Origin of the sequence: Borreliella kurtenbachii, from assembly GCF_030437945.2 — a bacterium.
In the GTDB taxonomy this organism is placed as follows: Bacteria; Spirochaetota; Spirochaetia; order Borreliales; family Borreliaceae; genus Borreliella; species Borreliella carolinensis.
The window spans coordinates 1-23,194 of the sequence record NZ_CP179515.1 but is presented as its reverse complement, the minus strand read 5'-3'; the positions used below and the strand labels follow the sequence as shown (position 1 = coordinate 23,194).

The 23,194-nt window shown below is 29.5% G+C and carries 34 protein-coding genes and 1 pseudogene; 1 reads left to right on the top strand and 34 read right to left on the bottom strand.

Translation table 11 applies throughout. The features are described from left to right. Positions 1-107: 107 nt before the first annotated feature. From QIA22_RS05985 to QIA22_RS05970, 4 genes are read right to left on the bottom strand one after another with little or no spacing between them, the layout of a single operon-like run. Positions 108-665, bottom strand: coding sequence for a chromosome replication/partitioning protein (locus tag QIA22_RS05985; protein ID WP_367611849.1), 558 nt, complete (start codon positions 663-665; stop codon positions 108-110). A 41-nt stretch (positions 666-706) separates the two neighbouring features. After that, positions 707-1,462: a ParA family protein gene (locus QIA22_RS05980; RefSeq protein ID WP_367611847.1), complete on the bottom strand. Its 756-nt coding sequence runs from the start codon at positions 1,460-1,462 to the stop codon at positions 707-709. After that, on the bottom strand, positions 1,438-2,004 hold the full coding sequence (locus QIA22_RS05975) for a DUF226 domain-containing protein (protein ID WP_367611845.1): 567 nt from the start codon (positions 2,002-2,004) through the stop codon (positions 1,438-1,440). Before QIA22_RS05975 ends, QIA22_RS05980 begins: the two co-directional genes overlap by 25 nt. 9 nt (positions 2,005-2,013) lie before the next feature. Further along, on the bottom strand, positions 2,014-3,111 hold the full coding sequence (locus QIA22_RS05970; RefSeq protein WP_367611843.1) for a plasmid maintenance protein: 1,098 nt from the start codon (positions 3,109-3,111) through the stop codon (positions 2,014-2,016). A gap of 378 nt (positions 3,112-3,489) precedes the next feature. Here QIA22_RS05970 and QIA22_RS05965 point away from each other — a divergent pair, with 378 nt between their 5' ends. After that, positions 3,490-4,485: an ERF family protein gene (locus QIA22_RS05965; RefSeq protein WP_367611841.1), complete on the top strand. Its 996-nt coding sequence runs from the start codon at positions 3,490-3,492 to the stop codon at positions 4,483-4,485. 67 nt (positions 4,486-4,552) lie between these two features. Here QIA22_RS05965 and QIA22_RS05960 read toward each other — a convergent pair. The 30 genes and pseudogenes from QIA22_RS05960 to QIA22_RS05815 all read right to left on the bottom strand — a co-directional run bounded on the left by QIA22_RS05960 (position 4,553) and on the right by QIA22_RS05815 (position 23,129). Further along, positions 4,553-4,966 (bottom strand): annotated as a pseudogene (locus QIA22_RS05960) (Mlp family lipoprotein). 105 nt (positions 4,967-5,071) lie between these two features. Further along, a complete protein-coding gene (locus tag QIA22_RS05955) occupies positions 5,072-5,311 on the bottom strand; it encodes a hypothetical protein (RefSeq protein WP_367611839.1) in 240 nt (79 codons plus the stop codon). Positions 5,312-5,454: 143 nt separating this feature from the next. Beyond that, a complete protein-coding gene (locus tag QIA22_RS05950) occupies positions 5,455-5,592 on the bottom strand; it encodes a hypothetical protein (RefSeq protein ID WP_367611837.1) in 138 nt (45 codons plus the stop codon). A gap of 92 nt (positions 5,593-5,684) precedes the next feature. Further along, positions 5,685-6,401: a Bdr family repetitive protein gene (gene bdr / locus QIA22_RS05945; protein WP_367611835.1), complete on the bottom strand. Its 717-nt coding sequence runs from the start codon at positions 6,399-6,401 to the stop codon at positions 5,685-5,687. A gap of 634 nt (positions 6,402-7,035) precedes the next feature. Further along, entirely contained in the window at positions 7,036-7,389 is a 354-nt protein-coding gene (locus tag QIA22_RS05940) for a BBA14 family lipoprotein (protein ID WP_367611831.1), read from the bottom strand. After that, a complete protein-coding gene (locus QIA22_RS05935) occupies positions 7,382-7,717 on the bottom strand; it encodes a BlyB family putative holin accessory protein (RefSeq protein WP_367611829.1) in 336 nt (111 codons plus the stop codon). The genes QIA22_RS05940 and QIA22_RS05935 overlap by 8 nt, the downstream gene beginning before the upstream one ends. After that, entirely contained in the window at positions 7,707-8,054 is a 348-nt protein-coding gene (locus QIA22_RS05930; RefSeq protein WP_367611908.1) for a BlyB family putative holin accessory protein, read from the bottom strand. Before QIA22_RS05930 ends, QIA22_RS05935 begins: the two co-directional genes overlap by 11 nt. 3 nt (positions 8,055-8,057) lie before the next feature. Continuing rightward, entirely contained in the window at positions 8,058-8,261 is a 204-nt protein-coding gene (gene blyA / locus QIA22_RS05925; RefSeq protein ID WP_367611906.1) for a holin BlyA, read from the bottom strand. 74 nt (positions 8,262-8,335) lie between these two features. Continuing rightward, a complete protein-coding gene (locus tag QIA22_RS05920) occupies positions 8,336-9,148 on the bottom strand; it encodes a DUF685 domain-containing protein (protein ID WP_367611904.1) in 813 nt (270 codons plus the stop codon). A gap of 9 nt (positions 9,149-9,157) precedes the next feature. Then, positions 9,158-9,763 (bottom strand): DUF735 family protein, encoded by a 606-nt coding sequence (locus tag QIA22_RS05915; protein ID WP_367611902.1) that lies wholly within the window; start codon positions 9,761-9,763, stop codon positions 9,158-9,160. A gap of 5 nt (positions 9,764-9,768) precedes the next feature. Further along, complete coding sequence (locus QIA22_RS05910) at positions 9,769-10,647, bottom strand: DUF276 domain-containing protein (RefSeq protein WP_367611900.1); 879 nt, start codon at positions 10,645-10,647, stop codon at positions 9,769-9,771. Next, positions 10,644-10,976 (bottom strand): DUF2634 domain-containing protein, encoded by a 333-nt coding sequence (locus QIA22_RS05905; RefSeq protein ID WP_002658459.1) that lies wholly within the window; start codon positions 10,974-10,976, stop codon positions 10,644-10,646. The genes QIA22_RS05910 and QIA22_RS05905 overlap by 4 nt, the downstream gene beginning before the upstream one ends. A 29-nt stretch (positions 10,977-11,005) precedes the next feature. Next, on the bottom strand, positions 11,006-11,560 hold the full coding sequence (locus QIA22_RS05900; protein WP_367611899.1) for a DUF777 family protein: 555 nt from the start codon (positions 11,558-11,560) through the stop codon (positions 11,006-11,008). A 24-nt stretch (positions 11,561-11,584) separates the two neighbouring features. Then, positions 11,585-12,523, bottom strand: coding sequence for a DUF693 family protein (locus QIA22_RS05895; RefSeq protein ID WP_367611897.1), 939 nt, complete (start codon positions 12,521-12,523; stop codon positions 11,585-11,587). 3 nt (positions 12,524-12,526) lie between these two features. Continuing rightward, positions 12,527-13,150, bottom strand: coding sequence for a DUF792 family protein (locus QIA22_RS05890; protein WP_367611895.1), 624 nt, complete (start codon positions 13,148-13,150; stop codon positions 12,527-12,529). A 12-nt stretch (positions 13,151-13,162) separates the two neighbouring features. Then, positions 13,163-14,236: a DUF759 family protein gene (locus tag QIA22_RS05885; protein ID WP_367611893.1), complete on the bottom strand. Its 1,074-nt coding sequence runs from the start codon at positions 14,234-14,236 to the stop codon at positions 13,163-13,165. 7 nt (positions 14,237-14,243) lie between these two features. Continuing rightward, positions 14,244-14,480 (bottom strand): DUF1322 family protein, encoded by a 237-nt coding sequence (locus tag QIA22_RS05880; RefSeq protein ID WP_367611891.1) that lies wholly within the window; start codon positions 14,478-14,480, stop codon positions 14,244-14,246. Next, positions 14,477-14,932: a DUF1473 family protein gene (locus QIA22_RS05875; protein ID WP_367611889.1), complete on the bottom strand. Its 456-nt coding sequence runs from the start codon at positions 14,930-14,932 to the stop codon at positions 14,477-14,479. The genes QIA22_RS05880 and QIA22_RS05875 overlap by 4 nt, the downstream gene beginning before the upstream one ends. Positions 14,933-14,947: 15 nt before the next feature. After that, positions 14,948-15,376, bottom strand: coding sequence for a DUF1463 domain-containing protein (locus QIA22_RS05870; RefSeq protein WP_367611887.1), 429 nt, complete (start codon positions 15,374-15,376; stop codon positions 14,948-14,950). 14 nt (positions 15,377-15,390) lie between these two features. Further along, entirely contained in the window at positions 15,391-16,503 is a 1,113-nt protein-coding gene (locus QIA22_RS05865; RefSeq protein ID WP_367611885.1) for a DUF787 family protein, read from the bottom strand. Continuing rightward, complete coding sequence (locus tag QIA22_RS05860; RefSeq protein WP_367611883.1) at positions 16,484-17,053, bottom strand: DUF764 family protein; 570 nt, start codon at positions 17,051-17,053, stop codon at positions 16,484-16,486. Before QIA22_RS05860 ends, QIA22_RS05865 begins: the two co-directional genes overlap by 20 nt. After that, positions 17,050-17,439, bottom strand: coding sequence for a hypothetical protein (locus QIA22_RS05855; protein WP_367611881.1), 390 nt, complete (start codon positions 17,437-17,439; stop codon positions 17,050-17,052). The genes QIA22_RS05860 and QIA22_RS05855 overlap by 4 nt, the downstream gene beginning before the upstream one ends. Then, on the bottom strand, positions 17,427-17,810 hold the full coding sequence (locus tag QIA22_RS05850; protein ID WP_367611879.1) for a DUF1506 family protein: 384 nt from the start codon (positions 17,808-17,810) through the stop codon (positions 17,427-17,429). The genes QIA22_RS05855 and QIA22_RS05850 overlap by 13 nt, the downstream gene beginning before the upstream one ends. Further along, complete coding sequence (locus QIA22_RS05845) at positions 17,810-18,265, bottom strand: DUF3890 domain-containing protein (protein ID WP_367611877.1); 456 nt, start codon at positions 18,263-18,265, stop codon at positions 17,810-17,812. The genes QIA22_RS05850 and QIA22_RS05845 overlap by 1 nt, the downstream gene beginning before the upstream one ends. A 19-nt stretch (positions 18,266-18,284) precedes the next feature. Next, positions 18,285-19,244 (bottom strand): hypothetical protein, encoded by a 960-nt coding sequence (locus tag QIA22_RS05840; protein ID WP_367611875.1) that lies wholly within the window; start codon positions 19,242-19,244, stop codon positions 18,285-18,287. Between the two features lie 21 nt (positions 19,245-19,265). Further along, the gene (locus QIA22_RS05835) at positions 19,266-19,838 is read right to left on the bottom strand and encodes a DUF228 domain-containing protein (RefSeq protein ID WP_367611873.1); all 573 of its coding nucleotides are present in this window, start codon (positions 19,836-19,838) and stop codon (positions 19,266-19,268) included. Positions 19,839-19,867: 29 nt separating this feature from the next. Then, positions 19,868-20,632: a DUF228 domain-containing protein gene (locus QIA22_RS05830; protein WP_367611871.1), complete on the bottom strand. Its 765-nt coding sequence runs from the start codon at positions 20,630-20,632 to the stop codon at positions 19,868-19,870. A gap of 7 nt (positions 20,633-20,639) precedes the next feature. After that, entirely contained in the window at positions 20,640-21,197 is a 558-nt protein-coding gene (locus QIA22_RS05825) for a DUF228 domain-containing protein (protein ID WP_367611869.1), read from the bottom strand. 11 nt (positions 21,198-21,208) lie between these two features. Beyond that, positions 21,209-21,889: a DUF1357 family protein gene (locus QIA22_RS05820; protein ID WP_367611867.1), complete on the bottom strand. Its 681-nt coding sequence runs from the start codon at positions 21,887-21,889 to the stop codon at positions 21,209-21,211. A gap of 16 nt (positions 21,890-21,905) precedes the next feature. Beyond that, positions 21,906-23,129: a phage portal protein gene (locus QIA22_RS05815; protein ID WP_367611865.1), complete on the bottom strand. Its 1,224-nt coding sequence runs from the start codon at positions 23,127-23,129 to the stop codon at positions 21,906-21,908. Between the last annotated feature and the right edge of the window lie 65 nt (positions 23,130-23,194).

Sequence of the window (23,194 nt, the reverse complement as noted above, 5' to 3'; positions counted from 1 at the left end):
TTTGTTAAAATAAAAGAACCTATTTAAATTATCTTGTTAAAAAACTCATTTTTTATACTTTCTATATTATATATTCTGTATGCTAAATTTCTCATAAAATCCCCTTACTATCCTTTTAATTGTTTATACTTTTTTAAAAGCTTATTAATCAAATCTGTTTGACTTTCAAGAAGTTCTTCCAATAAAAACCCAGCAAACTTCCCATTTTTTTTATAAAAATCATAGCTTTCTTGCTTTTTAAGTTGAAACCTTAAGGGCTTTATTGGATTTTGATTAGATTTTTTAATAACATTGTTACTTTCCAATTGTTTAATTGTTTTTTCAATGCCATTATTGGCAATAAAATTGTAGTCAATAATACCTTTTTCTACGCCCGATACTATTTTTATATATTTATATGCTTGAGATTTGGCAATTTTAAAATCAGCTAAAAAACTATAAAAATTTTTATATCCATCTAAAATATACAATTTTTTTTGATTAATCGTATTTAATATTTTTGCTGTTTCTATTTTATTATAAATATCATCGGTTGTCAGAGTTTTTAATTTATCTTTCAATCTCAAATATTCTTCTTTATGAACCTCTTCTAATGCCTCCATTTTAGAAATATTTTCCTTTATATCTACTCTTTTGGTTATTATCATTTTATTTTTAATACTCATACACGCTCCTTATTTGTCCATTACTGGATAAATTTTATTTGTTATTTTATTTTTAACATTCTATTTAAAGATTTTTTATATTCTTGATAATAGTCTGTTTTCGAAGAAAATTCTTTTCTATAAAACAGCGCTTTTTTGATATCATCTCTTTTGGGAATAACTCCTATTAGATTTTCTTTATATCTATTCTCCAAGTTAAATATTATTTCCTTGTCAATGTTTTGCCTCTCTAGGGCCCCCGTCACCAAAAAGTACGGTGTAATATCCTTTCTATATACTTTATTTATTGCATCTAATATTAGATCTATACTCTCAACTGCCCACAAATCAGAATTAATTGGTATTATTAAATAATTGGTAATTACTAAAGCATTATTTAAAAGATGTCCTAGGCTCGGATTTGTATCAATTATCACATAATCGTATTTAGATTTAATAGCCAAAAGTCTTTTTTCTAAAAGGTTGTCTTGTAATGGTATACTTTCTGAATTAAAAACAGATAATTCTAATGAACTAGGAATTATATCTAAATAATTAGACACTGTAAAAATGCAATTTTCTATATATTTTCTTTGTTTAAAAACTTCATAAAGATTGTAATTTTCGACATTCACATTTTGTTCTTTTAATTTAAATAAAAAGTAACTAGTAATACTGGCCTGTGGATCACTATCAATTATCAATACTTTATGTTTTTCTTTAGCTAAGATATTGCCATAAAATAAGACGCTTGTGCTTTTACCAACACCACCCTTAATTGACGCTATTGTTATTATTTTAGGTTTTTTATTATCCATTTGATTAACGGTCCTTGTTCCGGGTATTTTTTCCCATAAAATTTATATACTTGTTGTTCTAAATCTGTAAACATACTAAATAAAACCTTGTTGTAGTGATTATTTGTTCTTTTCTTACCTAATAAACGATATAGCCCCTTAAAATAACAAAAAACACTTCCTGCTTTAAATCTGAATTCCATATAATATGCCCTTGCTAATGCGTATGCTTTTCTAGTTCCATTTATTTGATACTTTATTAAAGGTTTTTTAATTGGTTTTCTGTAGCCATAAAAAATGCCAATAAATTTATCTCCTTCTTTAATTGGATATAGATGAGTTTCTTCAACAATTCTTTCCCTATTAAATAAAGCTCTCAATGATAATCTAAATTCATGTTTTTTCTCATAAACTCCAAATTTGTAAATGTCCATCATTATTTTTGTATAGTACATTGCTTTACTATTTTCTTTTTCAATCAAAATAAAGCGTTCTTTATTTTGGCATTCAACTTTACATTTACCCTTTTTTATAGTTTCAATAGGGTCTGGTGCATTTTCCATGTTAAATCCTCATACAGCCTTTATGTTAAATTCTTCTACAGTTAAAGATTTTTTTTCATTTTTTATTAGTTCTAATAATTCAAGATAATATGTACCAAATACTTTATTGTATTCTATTTTCTTTTGGTTATTCAAATATTTTTTGATAATTGGCTTTAGAATTTCTATATTTGTATCTTTTTTTAGTTGTTCAATAAGAATATTAAAAATGTTTGCCTTTAAATTTTGATAATTTTTTTGAGAATTTTCTTTTTTTCTTTCAATCGACTTTTCTAATTTGCGTTTTATATTACTTAAGTCGTTATATTTATGATTTTCAATAATAAAATGGGGCTTGAATTTGTAATTTTCATATATTTTTTGGAAATTTGTTTCTAATTGCTCAGGATTATATCCATTTTTTTCGAATTCTTTCTGAGTGTTATTTAAAATATTCTTTAATATGTTTTGCTTTTCTTTAATGCACGATTTTTTTATACTAAAACGTTTTATTAAAGCAATCTCATTTAGTTTTAAGATTTTCATTGCTTCAATCTTCGTATCTTTATCAGTATTTAAATTCAAAATAGAAAGAGCTTCTTCTGTCTTAAAGTTACAATTATTAAAATAATTTCTTAGTTGATATTTTTCTATTTCTTTAATCTTTCTTTCTTCTTTTATATTATTTTTATTACTTAAACACCCCACTGAATTTACACTACTATTTTTAGAAATATTATCTTTAAAATGGGTATTAACTCTAGATTTGAATCTAGAGTTTTTTCGTTCTTTAAAGTACTTGTTGATTTTCTGGCAACATTCTTTTTTAGGATACTTTAGCTTATAGTAAATTTCAGTTCCACAATTTACACCCATGTGTTGGTAGTAATTAGTTGTTACTTTTAATACTTTTTCTAATTTGTAAAGATAATTTTGCATTGTTCTTAGTGTAGTGGGAGCTAGACCATTTCTTTTTAGATTTCCATTAAAGTAGTAGAGTATGTTTTGTTGTGTGTATTTTTTATCTTTTTTGTTTAGGTAATTTAGTGTTGAAGTAAGAGATATTAACTTGTGTTGGTGTTTGTTGTGGCAAGTTGGAATTTTTGTGATATTTGGAAAATCTTCCATATTTTCTCTCCTGTTTGTTAATACTTACTAAGTAATATAATGCATAATTTTGATTTAAAAGTAAATACTTTTCTAAAAAAATATTAAATTTTAATTATTAATTTTGTTAAATTAATATGTTTTTTGTAATTTAGTAAAAATATAAATTGATTTTAATTCTAAATTGGGCTACACTACAAACAGCGTAGTTATTTGAACATTTTTCAGTTTTAACTACCTGTTTGTTAATTTGCAAAAAATAAAGATTAGGGTTTAACTAAGTTCTTTAGGATATAATAGAGAATTTAGCTAAGCCCTATTTTTTTACAAAAATTTTTGTAAAAAGTTGGCAAAAATAGTTTTTGCTATATATTTGTTATTAACAAACAGGAGGAAAAGATGGAAAATCTTTCAAAAAATAATAATCAACAAGACAATATTCAAGCAGAAATTAAATTCTTAAATGATATGAAAACCTTAATGAAGAACTTGCCACGTATTGACAAAAGTCTTAAAGGGTACGGATATAAGTATCATGATTTTAATGACGTATTAGAAGAAATTGAAAACGTTATTGAAAAGCACAATTTGGATCTTATGTTTAGGCAATTTCCAATTTCTGTAGAGGGTCAATATGGCATAGTTGATTATATTAGGACTACATTCTACAGTACAAGTACTGGGTACAGAGAGTCATTTGATACGCGAATTCATACAGAAAAATTACAATGGAATAGTGAAAATGGTTTTAAAAATGTAAATACATTGCCACAATTTGTTGGTTCAGCTATTACCTATTTCAAAAGGTATGCTTTAGTTGCATGTCTTAACATAAAAAGTGAAATGGATACTGATACAGCGCCTATTTACAATAATTATGAAAACAGACATTTTATGCCTAACAAGCAAGTTAGTGTTAATCAAAAGCAAGAACAAAAAAGGGAACAAAAACAAGAGATTAATCAAATTCAAAAAAATAACACTATTCAAAACCAGAAAAGAGGTATTAAGCAAGAACAAATAAAAGTCTTTGATAAAAAGTCGAAAACCGATAAGCTTTATTGCTATGAAATTTTTAGAAACGCATTGTTTAATATAAAAAATTGGTTAAGTGAAGGTGACGAAAAAAATAATATAAATGCTCTTATTCGGGCATTATGTACAGATAATGATGATGCTTTAAATAATCTTCTTGATGAAAATCCTAAGCTTAAGAGTATAGAATATTGGGTAAATCTTATGAAAGATTATTTCAGTAAAACCAATAGATTTGATGATCTAAATAAGCTTAAAGTATTTATGTCTGATAATCAGGACGTTTATAAAACAAAAGTATTAAAATTCTTTTGCATGTTAAAAAAAGAAAGACAATTTAATTATATATTTGCAGTATAGCAATATTAAAGCCCCCAAATAGGGGGCTGCTAGCTACTATTAGGAAGCTTGTTGAGCTACACATGCACTAACTTGCACTATCTTTAAAATTATCTATAGCCGTACCACCGTTAAGGGCTCCTTGAACTATGGTTTTGAAAGTATTTTTTTGAGTATCTGTATTTTCTCCAGTTCAACTGTCAAGTTCTTTCTTTATATGATCAAGCGTGGCGGTTATTTTAGATTCATCATGTTGTAAAAATGTATCAAATTCTCCATCTTTAGTTAATGCGGGCTTTAACCAGTCAAGTTGTGTTTTTTGATCATCAGATAGTTTTTCTCTAAGTAGTTTTTCTTTAGATTTAGTTTTTTCTTGTGTTACTTCTTTTTGGGGTAAATCACGCTTTCCCCGGCTTTTTGTTTGACTAGTATTTGTATCATTAGAATTACAGCCGTTTAGCATTAGTAAAAATAAATAAAATAATATGTTGATGATTTTCATTGTTATTTCCTTTCCTTATCTCTACTCCAATATATTAAGTAAAAATAAAATTTATTCTTGTAATTATAGATCGTTTTCTTAAAACAGTATTGTCAACTATATGTGTCAAAAATAAGCGTGTAGAATGAGCATTACATATAAAATATCATCAAAAATTGAAGCAAATGTGTTTTTTATAATTTCACGACTTGAATTAATTAACAATAAAGTATTATCAAAAAATTCATCAGTTTTGGGTTTTAATTGTTTATAGATGTTGGAAAATATTGCCAAAATTGCAATACGCGGGAGGGTTTGGTATTTTTTTTCATCTTGTATGTTTTTTCCTTTGGATGGATTTGCCATAACTTTGTTTATTGTATTAAGATATATTTTGGTTTTTTGTTTTCCAAGGCCAATAAATAATTTGTTAATTTGTTCTTCATTATATTCGATTTTTGTGTAATGGCCAATAAGTATCTTGTCAAGATCATTGTTTGTGAGATTTTTTAATAAATTTTTCCTTCTTTAAAGAACCGTTTTATATTTTCAAGAGCCAATTGTTCTTCTTTTGTCAAATTATTTAAAAAGTTGGCGAAAAGATTAATGTTTGTAAAAATTAGCAAACTAAATAATAGATGTTTCATTATTTTCTCCAAATAAATAGTATTTAACTATTGTACTAAATATTGGAGAAAAAATTATTATTTGAATTGATATGTTTTAAGTGAGGTAGTAGCTATTTAGAAATGAAAGCAAATATTAGCCCCGCTATCATTGTGATAGACATTGCTCCCATAATTCCTAATACCCATTTAAGCATTTCTGAAAGAGATATTAAATTCTTTTCCACATTGTCTATTTTGATATTCAAGCCATCTATTTTTAGATTTAAATTCTTTTCCACATTGTCTATTTTAGCGTTTAAATTCTTTTCTACAGTATCAATCTTAATGTCTAAATTAGATATTTCCTTTCGTAAATTTTTCTCTACATTATCTATCTTAGTATTAAGTTCATTTTTAACACTATTAATCTTGGCATCTAAATTAGATATATCTTTTCGTAAATTTTTCTCTACATTATCTATCTTGGTATTAAGTTCATTTTTAACACTATCAATCTTGGCATCTAAATTAGATATATCTTTTCGTAAATTTTTCTCTACATTATCTATCTTGGTATCTAAACTATCAATTTTTAGATTTAAATTCTTTTCTACATTGTCAATCTTAGTGTTAAGCTCGCTTTTGACATTATCTATTTTAAAAACAAGATTATCAAATTTTATATCGAATTGTTTTTCTAAATTTTCTAAATCTCTATATGTTAGCTCATTGTGATAATATCTTTTAGATAAATCTTGTGCTATTAGTTGTTCCATACCCAGTCTAAGAAATTCTTTATATATTTGTTCTTGGGTTACACCCGCAATATTTGTTGACACTGTTTCCATATTATTTTTCCTTATAGCTATATTATACAGCATATTAGATATGTTGGCTTAAGATATTTTTATATGTGAAGGAGAATTTCTTATAAGAAAAACCTTTTTGTAATTGACATTTTTAACTTCAAATATCAGTTTTAAATTTTTTTACTGTAGGTTTTTTAAAAAACAGTATTACAAAAACCTTAAATTACTTTTTCTTTTCTTTGTATACTACAACAAATGCAAAACCCACTAAATGGCTTAGTTGTTTAACTTCAAGAATATTTTCGGCACCTATTTGGTTAATAAAATTTTCTAAACCTATCCCCAAAATTTCAATGGGATGTTTGTTTTTATCTTTTTCTTTTACAGGAAAGTTATAGTCAGAACCTTGCCCAAAAGCGGTTAAAATTTTAACTTTTATAATTTCATCTTTTTAAATTTCTTATGAAATTAAATTGTTAGTACTGATAATAAATATAAATAATATTAATAAATTGATTTTTTGCATATTGAGCTCCTTAATAAATAGTATATTTGTAAGTTTATATCCTTATTAAGGATTTATCCTAAAAGATAAAATGGTTTTAAACATAGTAGTAATAAATGACTTTAATAATATAAAGGATTATTCTTGCAAGAAAAACCTTTTTGTAATTTACATTTTTAACTGAGAATATTGATTATAGACTTTTTCCGCTATTGGTTTTGTTTTTTTAATGTACTCTAAATATATGTTTATATTATGTTTTACCGCAGTTATGGAGTGTTCGTCTTTTAATGTTGACAAGTCTGGATAAGGATATTCTGGATAATTTGGATCGTTAACTTTAACTTTTGTTTTAGCTAAAAATGTTACAAGGTACATAACATATTCTGAAAGTTGTGCCTCATATTTAGCTAAATATTTTAGTGTTTGAATAATTGGAGGTTTTGGCTCTTCTAGTAGACTAGCAATAGTAGTACAACACAATAGCAAAGCAATTAGTAGACAATACAATTTCTTAAGCATTTTCACTCCTTTTAAGCATTTTGATGTATTCTTTCATAATTTTGTTACGTGTTGCTTTAAGTGAAGTGATAATTTTTTTATTTTTGTCAGCAGAGATAGCCTCTATTATTTCAATATTGTATTTTAAGATATCTTGTATTTCTTCAAATATTTTAGTTGACTCAGCTGTTTCCATAGATTTTAGTGTGCTTATATATGTTTTATAGAAAAAATCTATTACTTTACTAAAAGTATTGATGTAATTATGATCTATGTTTGTATCAGTTTTAGCTATGTTAGTTAAGCTGGATAGTAAGTGAAGTCCTAAACCAATAGTGTTATTTTGCATTGTTTGTTCTCTCTTTGTAGATAGGTTTTCCTTCTTGATTGAATTTTAGGTCATTGGATATTTTTAGATTTTTTTCATCAGAATTAACTAGATCAATGCATTGATTGATTTTTTCATTTAATGGAGCAAGTGCCGCATTTATTGCTGGAGTCAATGCACTTTCAAGTCTTTCCATATTTGCTGTATAGATTAATTTATAATGAGAATATAGCTCATAAAGCAAAAAAAATCCTTTATGTGCAATTTCATCAAATTCATCTTCAAATTTAGAAAATATATCAATAAGGGTTGATAAAGACGCAAGTCCCAGCTCAACATTATCTTTGGATAATTTCATAAGTTAATCTCTTTTTTTAATGTGATTTTTGCCATTCCCATTGCCATTCTTAAAAAGCTTGCCTATTACAATAGTCAAAATGTCTTTTAATAAAGGCTTAAGAAGAATTAACGCCCCCAAAACCAGCACTGTTACAAAAATCATTACTGCTATAAGTTTAATTTCATTTAAATTGATAAGAAGTTCGGTTATTTTAATACTATCCATTTTTTAATCCTTCATTTTAATTTTCTTATTTATATGCACATTATATACCAAAACTGCAATTTTTGCTAAAAATTTTATAATTTGCAAAAATATGGGACCGAATTTCCTGATATGTGGACTCTTTTTTGTATATACCATCCTTTGTACATAGGAACTCGAATAGATACTGAAGAGGAGCCCTCATGCTTATAAACTAGGTTTTTTTGACTTTCATCGGAATACTGTACATATAATGATTTACTTCCATTGCTCTGGTGTTTTATGTCAATATCAATATCAAGGTAAACTGGATCATCATCACTACTTTTATTACAATAAAGAGTTACATCGCTACAATCGTCCATATTAATAATCGTTCTTTTACCCTTGTATTCATACGGATAGAAGGCAGTACCTGAAGTTTTATTGCCGATAGGAAGATACTCAGATGGTAAGCCAAGCAGTTGTTTAGGAACGGGTGTTTTTTGAATAGTGCCGAAAAGACGAAGTGTTAAAAGATAGTCATCTTTAGATAGAGTGGTAGATGATATGCCACTTTCAAGGGAAGATCTTATTTTTCCATAAAGACTAGAAAGATTATTAGAATCATTGTAAATTAGTTTGTTTATTATTTTAGCGTAAATTTTTTCTACAAAATCTTTATCAGCTGCAAGTTCAGTAGCGATTGTAGACTTAATTATCTCCTTAAAATAGCCTAGCTCTTCGCCTTTAAATGTTTGGTGATTAACGGTTTTTAAGAAGTTTTTAAAAGTGATAGCATTACTGCTTGCAACCCCATCATCAAGCAGTAAAAGATCAGTATTGTTAACGGTTGTAACCTTATTTAAATCTTTAATTTGAACCGTTTCTTCTTCATCAATTAGTAATTTATCTTGATCTATAGCCATAAAGCCTCCTTAGTTGTTAAAAGTAATAATATTGTTACCATCTTTATTATTAATTTTGAGAACTCTACCAATAGGAATAATTTCCTTTATAAAAGCATAAATTGAATGATCATAGCCCTTGGGAAGTGAGTTAAATACCAAAGCCTTTTTAGATGCAACATATCCCGGCTTCTTTTCTCTAAGAATTATCTTTTTTAGTCGTTTTCCCTTTTTAGTACTAGGCGAAATAAAGGTAGTAAAGTTTGTTTTTATTACCCCTTTTAGCGAGATATTAATAACTCCAGCTTCAGGAGTAGTAACTTCAATGTCTACATTTAAAAAAGCCTTGAAAATCAGTCTAAATGACTCATCAGTACCAATGTGCCGTAAAGCAAAAATAACACTATTAATGTTGCTTGTAATGCTTTGTAAAGTTTGAGTTTTTGCATAAAAAATAGATAAAACTTGAGATATCCATATTGCGATATATCTTGATTTTACATTTTCTTTTGCATTAATGGATATGAAATTTGAATTAAGAAACCTAAGCTCATTAAGTAGCGTTTGTGCATACTCGGTTTCTGTACGTATAAATTTATGAATTTCAGTGTCATTGAATAAATTAGGTATTTTCATATTTGTTAACTATCAATATCAATAAGCAATCGATCTGTAGTATTGAAAAGTAGTATTGTATCATCATTAATGGCAATATCCTGATTTTTATTAAAGTCGCGATCAGTAATTTTTGAAATACTTTCAGTGTCTGTATCTTTAATACAAGTGCTTATTTCCATAAACTTAATTCCTTTAACTTCATTAACTGGAGCAAAAAAGTCTTGATATTCAAAGCTAATTCCCATATCAGAATAGTTATTTGAAATAATCCTAGAATATATATCTCTAATTTGAGAATCTATGTTTAAGTAGAGGTAGTTTTTAAGGTCAAGTTTATACTTTACTTTCATGTAAACATATTTTCTTTTTCCTAGTGATATTTTGTAGGATTTGCGTTGACCAGTTGAATTGAGGCCATCAATTTCTATGTCTCCCTTAAGTAAAGTACCACTAGGGGTTGTTAGATATAATGTCTCCCAAAGTTTTGCTTTAAATTCGGGATTGTTAATATTAGATTTACTATCGTCTAGTAAAGTTTCCTTTAAAATTAGATATATGTTGGCTTTACCAGCGGAACTTTTAATATTAGTGTACTCAACCCCCTCAAGATTAAGTAAAGCATTGCGAACCGCGCTGTAAGTTGTGCTTTTAGAAGAAATGTGTTCTTCAATAGCAGTCCAATAGGTGCCACCCGGTTTCATTTTAGAAAAAAAGAGATTAAGCTCATTAATTATTTCTTCTTCAATTAATGCTAAAGAAGACGCAATAATGTTGTAAATTGAGCTTTGATTATCGTCAATATTAATACCATAATTTACGCGTAAATATTCTCTTTTTGATCTTACAATATCCTTAATTGTACGTTTTAAAATACCAAAATCAGAATCAAAAACTATGCTCATAAATTAAACTCCATATTCAAAACATCGCCTGAGAAGAAAAAGGATATATGTGCTTTGTTGTCTTGTATAGTAGTTGAGATGTTTATTAAATCTAGGTTAAGTTCTTTAGATATTTCGTGAAAATAATTTTTTACAGCGTGAAGATTGTTAATTTTTAATAGTTTTAAAAGTAAGAAGTAATCCAGTCCCCAATGAGGAGCATAGCTTAAACTACCCCTTAAGGTTTTTAAAAATATCAGAAATCTTTGTTTTTGTTCATCAATTCCATCAACAAGTGATAAATCGTTATTAAATACCAATTCGAAATTATTGCCTAATCTTAAATCCATACTATTAATTATACCATATTTAGCAAAAATTACTTAAACAAGCTATTAATATCAGAATTAATTTGAGCGGTTGCTATTTTTAGACTGACTGATTCAATTACTGGGCCTCCTTGTGTGGGTACGACTTTTATACCCTCAATAGCACTTACAATATTTTTGAGAATTGTTTTTAAGCTAGTTGTTTGGTTAGCTATTTCAATGTTATTGTTTGCTTTAATTTTAACAGTATCAGAGATTAGATTTAAAGTCTTTGGGCTAATTGCACTAAGTATATAAAAATGATGTTTGTCAAAGTGAATATCGTTATTTTTATCAAAAATATTAACACTTGATTGAAGTAGTAAAACGTTATCACCTTTTGATAGTTCTAAACTGATATTAGAGATATTTTTTGTGTGAATTTCTAAATCTTCAAATTCGGGTATTGTAACAATAGCTTCTTGAGTTTGTTGTTTAAACTCCCTTACAGTGCCAATTTTAATTATAAAAATGTTTGAATAAATCCAATTTTTAACGTCCTCTTGTGCTAAAGCATGTCCATAAAGACGCTGGTTCATTCTGTAAATTTTATAGTCTTTAGTCATTTTAATCCCCTTTACTTTATACATTTAATCAGAATCATCAGAATCATCCTTTAATTTAAGTATTAATGAACACTCTCCTGCGTTGCTAAGTCTTGCGCTTGTTTCTTTTATGGTGGTTTTTATCATTTTCCCTAGTCCATCAATAAATGAAACTTTATCGCCAATTTTTAGTTTATGTGTGTAAAATGTTTGTGCGTTCCAATATACACGTCTTATATTGTATTCGCCCTCAATAGCAATTTCTTGTTGTGGAATAAATTCAAGTCCATAATCTTCTAAAGCTTTGTAATTTTCATCTGCTTCAATTGTTCTATCATTAGTGAATATAAAATTGCATTCAACATCAAAGCTGTCACCGCCAATATCAGCTATTACGTCGTGAATATATATTCCTTTAATTTTTTCAACAAACTCTTTTGGTGTTGCGGCATAAATATCTTTGTCAATGATTTTAAGACGATCTTCTTTGTCCATATTAATAATATTGCGATTGGGAAATACAGATTCGATTGCTTCTTGCACCGTCTTGCCCTTGAAGTTTTTGTTCTCTAATTTTCGATTAAAGAAGTTGCTACTAACCGCTAACCGAACGTCAAGCTCAACACTAAAATCACTACCAGGATAATCAGTGCTCATAGGAGTCCCCAAATACCCCGCCATTATGAAATCAAAATTTTTTTCATGAGCAAATTTTTTATAGCGTATTTTTACTATATCTCCCACGTCAATGTCGTTGGTGAAGTCTAAGGGCAAATTCCAAAGTACAATTTTTGTTCGTTTAGATTTTACAAAATTATAATTTGAAAACTCATTAGATATGGTAATATCAACATGAATTCCATGTTGTGTATTTATTATAATTTTAGGATTTTCTTCAATTAAAGAATCCCCAGCGCTTGTATCCTTTTCTAAAGATTGTTTTGCTTTGTAAAATTCAATTTTAAAATCATAACTTAGTAACATATGTTATCCTTTATATTTTTCTAATGCAAATGTTTTTACTATTTCCATTGATAGAGTCACTTCAACTTCATCAATGAAGGGAGTGTCCTTAAATGAAAGATTTGTAATTATAGCCAATTCTTTAAGGCCAAAAGTTGGACTATATACACTAAAAGGAACTTGCGCTTGCAGTCTATTGGCTAGTTGTTCTTTTACAAGATGAGCGTCAAAGCAAAGCATAGAATTGCCAAAAATAGTCATTTTAAGTGATAAGAGCATTTTTTTATACAAAGAAGTTAATACCCCGCCATTTAAAGAGATGTGTTCTCCCGTCATTACGGGGCTGTAACTTACATATTCTGCTTTTCTATCATAATAGTTAATAACCGGTCTTTTAGAATAACTAGCATTGTAAGTTCGTGTTATAATTTCGGCTTTTGGTTTTACAAAAAACAATTGAGGCACATATCCAAAACCTTTTAGATCCATTCTAGGAAATAACACTAAAAAATTATCTGCTCCAAAAAGAGCAAATATTTGGGTTATTACATCTCTTATTATTTGGATAATCTCTGCAGACGACAGCTCTTTATTTTTATTCTTATTATCAATATTATTATTGATAATATTTTCATTGTTAATGTCCATAGAATTACCTTTTTATTTAAATTTTCCCAACTGATCATTATCGCCGTTCTCTTTAGAGAAAAATCCTCCCAAATAACTCAGAGGATTAATGTAGCCAAAAACTGTATTAGCAGTATTAATTGCTGTGCTGCCAACGGTTTTTAATCCGGCAAAAGCGCTGCTTATAGCTTCTTTTATGCTACCAACGATATCGTCTAGGATTTTTTTAAAATTAAATTTAATAATCGTATCAATAATAGTGGAAACTTTGGAAATTATGGGTTGCAAAACATCATTGGTTAAGTTTTGGAAAGTTTGTTCTATATTAGCTAAATCACTTTTGGCTTTTTGGACTTCATTGGAATAACCCAGGATCTTTAAAGATAATATATCGTTTATGACGTCTACAATCGCCTGTGGTCTTGGGTGTAGTTCTCTTCCCTCTTTAGTTCTTGGCTCTAACTTGTCTTTTATGGCTTCTAGATGTTTTTCTCTAAATTTGTCGATAGGTTTCAATAAATTAAAAGCTTCTGTAAAGTTCCCTTTAAGTATCTGTGAAACGGCCCCAACAGCGCTTTCGTTATTACTAGCAAACCCCACGCTTCTTAGTACAGCTGCAAGTTTTGCTGAATTTACTACATTTTCCCCCTCTTTATCATTAAGTTTCAACTTTCTGAGGGGGCCTTTAAGCAGCATAATTGCCGTTCGCAGAAAATCTTCTTTTTCTAAATCGCGCTCAAATCCTTTCATTCCCTTAAGAGCGCCCCAAATCTTATTACGTTCTTCTTTATTGTAAACTGTACTATTAAGAAATTGCAGTTCTTTTTGTTTAGATTTTTCAAAGCCCACGCTTTGTTTTATAAGTTTTTTAGCTTGTGTAAGTCTATGTTTTTCAACACGCTCTCTTAAGCTTTCAAACTTAGATTGTCTGTTAAGTTCTTTTTTCTTGTCCGACAAATTATTTTTTACAATATATTTAGTACTGCCCAAACTAGATTTTTTAGGGTTAAGATATTTTTCCATTTTGGAAATATCTTGTTCAATAGCTTTTTTTGTTGCAGCATGATCAAGAATACCCTTAAATTTAATGGTGAATTTATTGCTCACTAGGCCCTCACTTGCTTAAAATTAATTCATACAATTCTTTTTCTAATTTAATCTCAGCAAGTCTATTGACCTCTAAAAGCTCGTCATAAGGCAATTTCCTTACCGAGGCGTATGAGCAAATATTCATAATTACTGGAAAAAAGTATTTGTCGTTCTTTATCTCGTCAAGCAAGTTAAAATATTTTTTTCTAGTCTCATTAATACTTGCAATAGCTTTATCAATATCTCTATTTATTTTGCTCATTTAGCAACCAGGTCATTAGAATTTGATGTAACTGATGAAAGCAAAGCGGCTACTTTTTCATAATCAAAATTTTCATTAATATAGTCAAAAGTAACAAAATCACCAACATTATTTTCATACTCACTTAAATATACTAAGGTGGGTTTTTTTAGATCATTATCTATGTGAAAAGTATTGAATTGCGCAGTGTAAATTATTGCAACAAGATAGTCCTTATAATAAGAAATAAATTCTCTATTTTGATCCAAAATCACATAGAATTCGTCTAAAAATTTTGGACTTATCATTAAACTTGTAATTTCTCTTAGGTATTTGACCTCATTAAGCTTAAAAACAGCGTCACTTTGATTAAATCCTAGCACTTTATCCCATTCATAGACTGGAAGTACTCTTAGTGGATATTCATAAGTTTTATTTTTAGTTAAAATTTTCATTTTATATCTCATTATCATAATAAGACTCTCCTTTTAAGTGTTGTTTGGTTTAGTTTTTTGGCAATTAATAGCCCTAATTTCAAAAGATACTTTTTCGGCCTCAGCAGAATAACTTCTTGAAGGCTCTTCAGTAAAGATTGCATAGTTAGAGATAATTTTGGTAGCAATTCTATCATTGAATGCTAAATTAAGCATTTTATCCTCTTTTCTCACATCCATGTTGTAAAACTGTTCATCAGAAAGTTCAGTTAACAATCTATAGTCATGACTACCTAGTGTAACTTCAATATTGAAAACATAAGTTATCGTTTTGGGATCTCTTAAGCTTATTACAGGCATGCCTTTGTCTTCGCTACTAACCACCGCTCTTGTTGTAGGTTCGCTTGTAAGCTCTAGCTTACCACTATGTAGCTGTGTACCACCAATTGAAAAATAAACTTCTCTTAAATCATAAAATTGCATTTTTAGACCCCCTTTTAAGCACTTAAGCTGTTTTGATAATCAACTATATCTTGAGTAGTAATTACTAAAGCAACAGCATTAACACTAAAGTTATAAGTAATATTCACACTAAGCTCTAATTTAAGTTGTGGTGTAGGAGAAATAGTAAGAGTTAAATTTTTATACTCTATTATAAGTCCTCTATCAATAAACCGTTTAAGTAGGCACTCAATTACTGAAGTATATGCATTGTCTCTAGCTCCACTAAGTTGAAGTGCAGATAATTTGCTGTTTTGTCTGTTGTTTTTATTCCAAATTCTAATAAGCTCAATAATCGCTTCATTTTTTATATAATGATAAGTGAAAATCTCGTCTATTGGACTTCCAGCTAGATCAACACCCTCTTTAAAAGCAGGCATACCATCAAGGCCAGTTTCATTAAGAAGTGAATAAAAGTTGATTTTTGCAGTTCGCAACTTTCCAATTACAGTGTCGTCAACAAGCGGTGTAGCAGCTAGTGGCATACCATAAGGATTTACAGAATGGAAAATGCTAGCTTGATGCAGATATTGACTTATAAATTTAAGGTGTAAATTGTCTTTATTATTGCTGTAAACAACAATATTTCTTTCTTTTTCAATATTACCTTTATCTTTAAATAGTTCTTTTATTTCTTGTTCTTTAGTTGAGAATACAAAAAAAGTTGAAGGCATTTTGAATTTATTATAGTCATCTTTGTAAATTTTAAGCCCATCATCTGACGCATCACCTTCAGTGTTAATAAGTACAACAAAAGAATGCCTATGTACTTTAAGATAATTTTTTAGCTCTTCAGGCTTATCCTTATAAATAAAAAGAACAGCGGATTTTAACGATTCTTCAGTTGAATTGAAAAAATTTGACATTGCAGTTTTTAGCAATGTTTTTTCTTTCCCAAACCGATCTTCTCCATTTCCATTATCTTTTTCTAAAGTTTCAATTTGTTTTTCATAATTATTAACGGTTAAATTCAATATTATAAAGCTAGCAGCATCTTTGTTAACTTTGATTTTAGCTGTTTTGTAAACCAAGAGTGGATTATAATAATTAGGCCTACTAGCTTGGATCCTAGAGTCAATAAAACTTACACTAATTGTATCTTGCGGCAATTTTGTATTCCTCCTTTAAAATTTCAATTGCTTTTACACTAGCATTGAATGCTATAGATGCACTGTATGCATGGTTACTATATTTTGTGCCTAAATTAATAAGCCCAACTGTTTGCATATTAGATATTGGATAAATGTAAAGGTTAATTTGGCTAATATATTCGGGTTGAGATTGACTTTCTAAAGTATACTTATGGGCTTTATTATGTAGAAAGTCACTAAGCATACTATAAAGTATCAACATACGCGAATTAGCGTCAAAATCTTGAGCGTTTAACACTATTGCAATAATATATACTTGAAAATTTACACTAAATTCCAAAGCATTTTCATAAAATGCACCGGCTCTAGAATTATGATCAAATATATTTTCTATGCCATCAAATTTCAATGCTATTATATTTGAGCTAGCAGCCGTGATTTTTGAAAGATATGGATGATTGTAGGTATTTATGATATCGCACTCAAAATTATTTTCAGTTGCATACGCCTTAAACCCTTTAAATATTTGAGTTAAATGATTTAATACCATATCTAAAGTTAAAATCATTCAAGTGTTACCTTATAAGTAATCTCTGATAACATTTTAGCTGTATCAACAAGTGGAATTGCTGCAGTGTTACTACCCCTTTTAAACTTACTTTTGATTGTATTAGCCTTTAAGGCTGGGGGGGCTTTTGCTGACAGTAGATAATTTTCATAGTACCTTATAAAAGCTTGTCCAATAGCCTCCATTCCTGATTTAGGGTCAAGATTAAACTTAGAATTTATATAGCTATTATTGATATATTCTCTAAACTCAGAACTACCAGCAATTTTAGTTAAATGTTTTCTTGCTGGTAAATTGCTACTCCCTTTTTCATGCATTTTAGCAATTCCTGCACGACCACCAAACCACCCAATTTCCAATTCAATTTTAAATTCTAGCTTGTCCATATAAATTCCTTTAAAACCAAAGTGAAGCATCCAATTGAAGAGTCAATACTAAATATTTCAAAGTAAACTAAATCTGCAATTGATATTCGGTCTTTAAGCTCATAGTTAAGGTCTTGATATGTGTAAAGTTTAGAATACCCTTGAATATCAGACATATCAGAGTCATAAAGCATTGCAAGTTCTTGTGGCTTTATGTCAATAATAACTCCTGCGAATTTAGTGTACTTATTTTTATCAAATACTCTCTGATAAGAAGAGTCATTTTCAAGCTTTACAACAGTGCCTTTATAAAACTTTAAGGGTTGCGGGTCCTTAAATACGTTGACCATACGAAAGGACAGATCTGAAAGTCTTTTTCTAACACCATTCATTAGACAACCCCCACACAAGATGGCGTTGAAGTTTCTCTTTTTAGTTTTTCTAAAAATGCATCAAGCTGTAAGCAGAAATTTTTGTTTGATCCACAACTCCCCGCCCCACCTTCTTCGCCCCCGTTACTGCTAGGATAATAATCAAGTTCAAGTTCATTGAATTTCTCTTTTTTGATCCTATCAAATTCAAATTCTAGAACAACTCCCTGTTTTCTTAATTGACAACCCATGTGGTAGAAAGTAAGTAAAAATATTTGTTCATATGTAAGTGAACTAGCATCAATACCGCGTGTTACTAGAATAGCTTGTAGTAAGGATAAATGAAGTAGAAAATTTTGCCTGCTTAGTGCAAATTGGTCTATTCCTAATAGCAATAACATTTCTGAATGAAGTTTTGTTACTAAAAGCTCTTCTTCTCCTTCAACTTGTGATTGTAAGTTTTCTTGTTCACCCATTTCCACTTACCTTATACTTTTAACTTTGCTTTATGTTAACTTGCAAAATAGTTTTTCTAGTAGCAAGTAGACCGCCTAAAACAAAATCAATGTATGAATGAGCAATGTCAGTTGAGTCTTTATCAACTTGTTCATTCGGTGTAGGCAGCATATACTTGCTAGGCTTAAATTTAATAAGCTCAGAATTTAGTGGATAAATGAGTATTTTATGTTTTAGCAAGTTTGAAGTTTCAATATAAACATCTTCTCTATTATTAATAGCCTTAATAGTCTGAATTAAAACATCTTCCCATTTTTCACAGCTACTTGCTGCACCCTGTCCTGCTGCGTATGGTTTTACGAGTTTAAGTGAGGTTGCTGGGTCAACTATTACCATCATAGGGGTGGAAAATTCATCTCCTAATTCTAACTTTGAAAGTCCCGCCTCAATCTTTTCAAAGATTTTATCCATTTTATCTTTATCACCACTAGCAACTTCTTCTTTTATCTGCTCAGGCATATTAAGTAGTCCATACATATTGGGAAGTAGGCGTTTTTGATTTTTCCCATCTTTTTTAATCGAAACAGTGCCCGTTAGTACAAAGTGATTAATAAGTTTAATAATTTCACTACTTGCAAGCTTATAGGCTTGCGCAAAGGGAAGTAAATTATTATTAATGTCCCCAATATATGAGTCTGAAGTATAAAATTTCTCAGATGTCTGCTTTAAATGTCTGAATTTGTACTGTAATTTTAAATAATTAAGTCTTACCACTTCAGAACTAAAACCAATAGTTGAGATAGTGTTAACCTCATTGGCAATTGTTGTAGGATTAGCATTTAAAAACGCATCCCACTTTACAGTTCTTTGATATCCCATTTGTAGATCAACATCTTCAATTTGATCAGGTGAAAACCATTTATACATAATAGGATCTTTAACTTCTCCTATGATATTTGCCACAGCTTTTGCATAATAATTTTCATCAAATAATTCCATATTAAATCCTCCCAAATTTTATTAATTTCTACTTATAGCTTTATTTCCAAATACCGCTACTTTTACCAAATAAACTTCATTGCTAATTTGCTTTGCATCAGACAATGCTGTTGCATTAATAGTTGCCTTATTTGGCGCTCCAGCAACCTTTTCAAGAGCACCGTCTTTATTAAAAACAAGTTTGTCTTTTACTTTAACTGTAGAATCTTTTGCTACTAAATAGCCCTCAAAATTATTAGTAATTGGTACAATAGTAGCTGTTTTACTAAACTCATCTATATCAATGCATATTCCATATAAGTCTTCACCACCACCAGCCTCAACATGAGGCTCATAATGATTTTGATTTTCTTGTGCCTCTTGAATAACCCTTTTTACTCCGCGCTTGTATGGATACCCAGAAAATGGATGATTTTCTAACTTATCAAACTTACTAGTTCTACTCCCTCCAGAGGCAAAAAATTGCACGTTTTTATCTCTAAATTCAATAGAATTGCTAAGCAGCCCCGCGTCTTGTTGGGGATTTTTCATAAACTTTTCGAGTTTACTTCTTTTCTCTTGATACTCTTTTACTAATTGCGTTGTATCTCCCATTTATTTAACTCCTTTTATTCGCCCAAGGCTTAACCACCATCAGGATTTACTATTTTCTCAAGGCCTCTATTGCCAAAAATTGCAACTTTTATCAAATTAATAGAATACTCTTGCCTAGGATATCTAGCTTGATCTTGATTTCCATCTTCGGGGGCAAAATTAATTGTAAATGAATCAGACAAGGCATATGCATTAATTACGGTTGGTGGTCCACCACCAGCCTTGATAATAACCCCATTGTTATTTATATCCAATATTTCTCCTATTTTTATGCTCGGATTTCTTGTAACAAGGTGCCCCTCAAAGTTATTCGTAATTGGCAATACATACGCAGTACTACTAAACTCACATACATCTACACATATCCCATACATATCAGTATCAGCTCCAACTTCCACATATATAGAGTTCTCTTTTGGAACAAGTTTAACGCCTCGCTTGTATGGAAAACTATTTGCTGGATCGTAATGGTATTCCTCTATTTTGTCTGAATAGCTTGAACATGCAAATGTATAAACATCAGCTCGCTCATTTTTAGATTTAAAACAACCGCTTGAACTGCTAAAAACCTTATTTTCAATCGAACTCATCGATTTTACATATTTTTTGAATTTCAAAAGGATATCATCAAGTTCATTCATTGCATCCAAATAGGGATCTTTTGCTTGCACATCTTTAGCTTGTCTTGCTTGCCGTTTAGCCCTAGGAGCAGCAGGAGCTTCTGCCTCTAAATCTAACTGCGGGTTATCAGCAGCATCAAGATTTTCAGCTTGCCCAGTATCTTTTAAAACCATAATTTAATTACCCTTTAATGGCTCTATTCCCAAATACACTAGCAAGCACTATAAATAAATCTTCGGTCAATTTATGTGCTTTTGAAAGCGCTATTGCATTAACTGTCTTTTGAGCTCCCGTGATTTTTTCAAGTTCTCCATGTTGGCTAAAATTTAGTTTATCTCCTGGATTTATACTATTTTGTCCTTCTTTCTTAAGCGTTAAATACCCAGTAAAGTTATTTGTAATTGGAATTACAGTTGCCATACCGCTAAACTCATCTATATCGGAGCACACTCCATATAAATCGTCTCCACCTCCAGCCTCAACTTCTAGTTCTGTTGTACCATCGCCAAAACTAAGTTTAACCCCACGCTTATACGGATACCCTTTAGCAGGATAATTTTCTATTTTGTCTTTACTGCTAGTGCAAGCTCCATCAGAATTTGAAAAAATTAGGTTTTTGTCTCTAAATTCAATAGAATTACTAAGTAGTCCAGAATCTTGTTGTGGATTTTTCATTAATGCTTTAATTTCTGCAACCTTTTTATTAAACTCTTCTTTAATTTTTGTGATATCGCTCATTAAAAACTCCTTTAAGTAATACTTGTTCTTTTATGTCTTTTTAGATTTTCATAAAATTGAATTCGTCTTTGCTTGTAAGTATTACTTATCGCTTGTACAAATTCTGTAAAATTAATTGGAACAAAATTAGAATCAAGCAAACTTACTCTCTCTTCTGATTTAACAAAAATATTACCCTTGTTACCCTTGTTATAGTTAACAAAAGAAAAATTACTATTCGCATTTTTTCTTAATTTGATATTCACTTTTGCTAAAGAAATAAGTTGCTCCAGTATCTCTCCATCGATATGACTTATATCTGACGCTTTAGCAATAGCTTTAATTTGCTCAACTGGAACAAACTTGCGAACAAGTTCTCTGCGTTGCGCTTGCATAATGTCTTTTAGAGTGTATCCTTTTGCAAGTAACGCCTCTTTGTTAAAATGTTTGCTAAGATGTGCTTTTGCAAGCGTATCAATTTCATTAATTCGCTCAGCCTCTAGTAACAATTGCTTTTCAATACGCTCCCTTTCTTCAACTTCTGTAAGTTCTTTTGCTATTCGTTCATTTATGCTTAAATTTCGGCGTGTCTCTTTGGTCTTTAAATTATTTATTTGTTCTTTAAGGCGCATATACTCTTCAAATTCTCCATCACTCATAGCTTTAGTATCAGCCTTAATTTGCCGTTCTTCTTTTTCTTCATTTCCAGTCACTTTTTAACTCCTTTTCTCAAAATGAAAATAATTTCTCTTTTAACATCGCTAGCTCCTCATTATTAAAGGAACTACTCTGTATAAGCTGGTTATATTTACTGTAAAGCTCAATTAGCTTTATATCTCTTTCTGCTTTTTGTTCTTCACTTAACATAATTAGTGAATTAAACTTCATATCAAGCCCGAAATACTTTGTAAGTTTTAAGTTACAAGAGGTCTCAACTTGTTCTTGTACGCCTTTTAAAAAATCGTAATAATTACTCCTATCACCTTTACCATCATTTCCTAGTCCTTTAGCCTGCTCATTAAAACTTCTAGTTAAGGGCTCTTTGGTGTCAGCCCCAATTTTCGCTTTAATTAACGCTAACGCCTCCTTTAAGTAGCTAAGGTCGTATTTAATAACCTCTAAACTAGCACTGGGAGTAGCCGTATAAAACATTCCCTCATTATTTAGATTGCTCTTAAGCCTAGCAAGCTCCTGTGCTAATGAGTCATTAAGGTTTCTTAAATTAGAAATATCTTTACTATGATTGTTTGAATTTTGTTTTCTCAAAAAAGAAGATAAAATGCCACTTCCCCTATCATTATTGCTCTGAGTAAGTGCACTTAAAGAAGTGGTTGCACTAGAGAGTGCGTCTTGTAATTGTACTAAAGATTCATCTTTGTAAAACAAGAAATTGTGGTTTTCAATACGTCTTTCTATTTCAACGTATATCTTTTCAAATAAATAAATATCTAGCAAAAAACTTTCTGTATAACAAGGAACATATCTTTTTAAGATATAATCAAAGTTTTCATATATGATAAGTCGACTTTTATGTATTTTAACTGCGTCTACAGAATTGTTCTTATTGTTGGATTTTACTTTATAGGTTATATGATCAAAATCAACTCCCAAATCTCTTACATATTCATAATCAAGGTATTCAAAACCAATAGGTAATTCTATATTAACGGGTTGTTCGAGATCTATTAGGGTATCTTTGGTTTTTACTAAAACATAACCAATCCCGTGAAAACGGTAGCTTATAATACAATTAAGCAGAGCATCTTTAAGTTGTACCTTTAACCTAGCAAGTTCAACCTCACTAACATTGTGGTCAGTGCTCTCAAGAACAAGTCCGTTCTTGAGACAATCTTCTGCTACATTTTCTATATAATTTCTAAAAAATATTGAATATTTATATAGTTCTAGTGAACTTATTTTATCTATTAATTTTGTTTTTCTTAAATCACACACCGTTTTACTTCTCTTTATTAAATTAGATGTATAATAGCAAAAACTAATATTTTTGTCAATAAAAT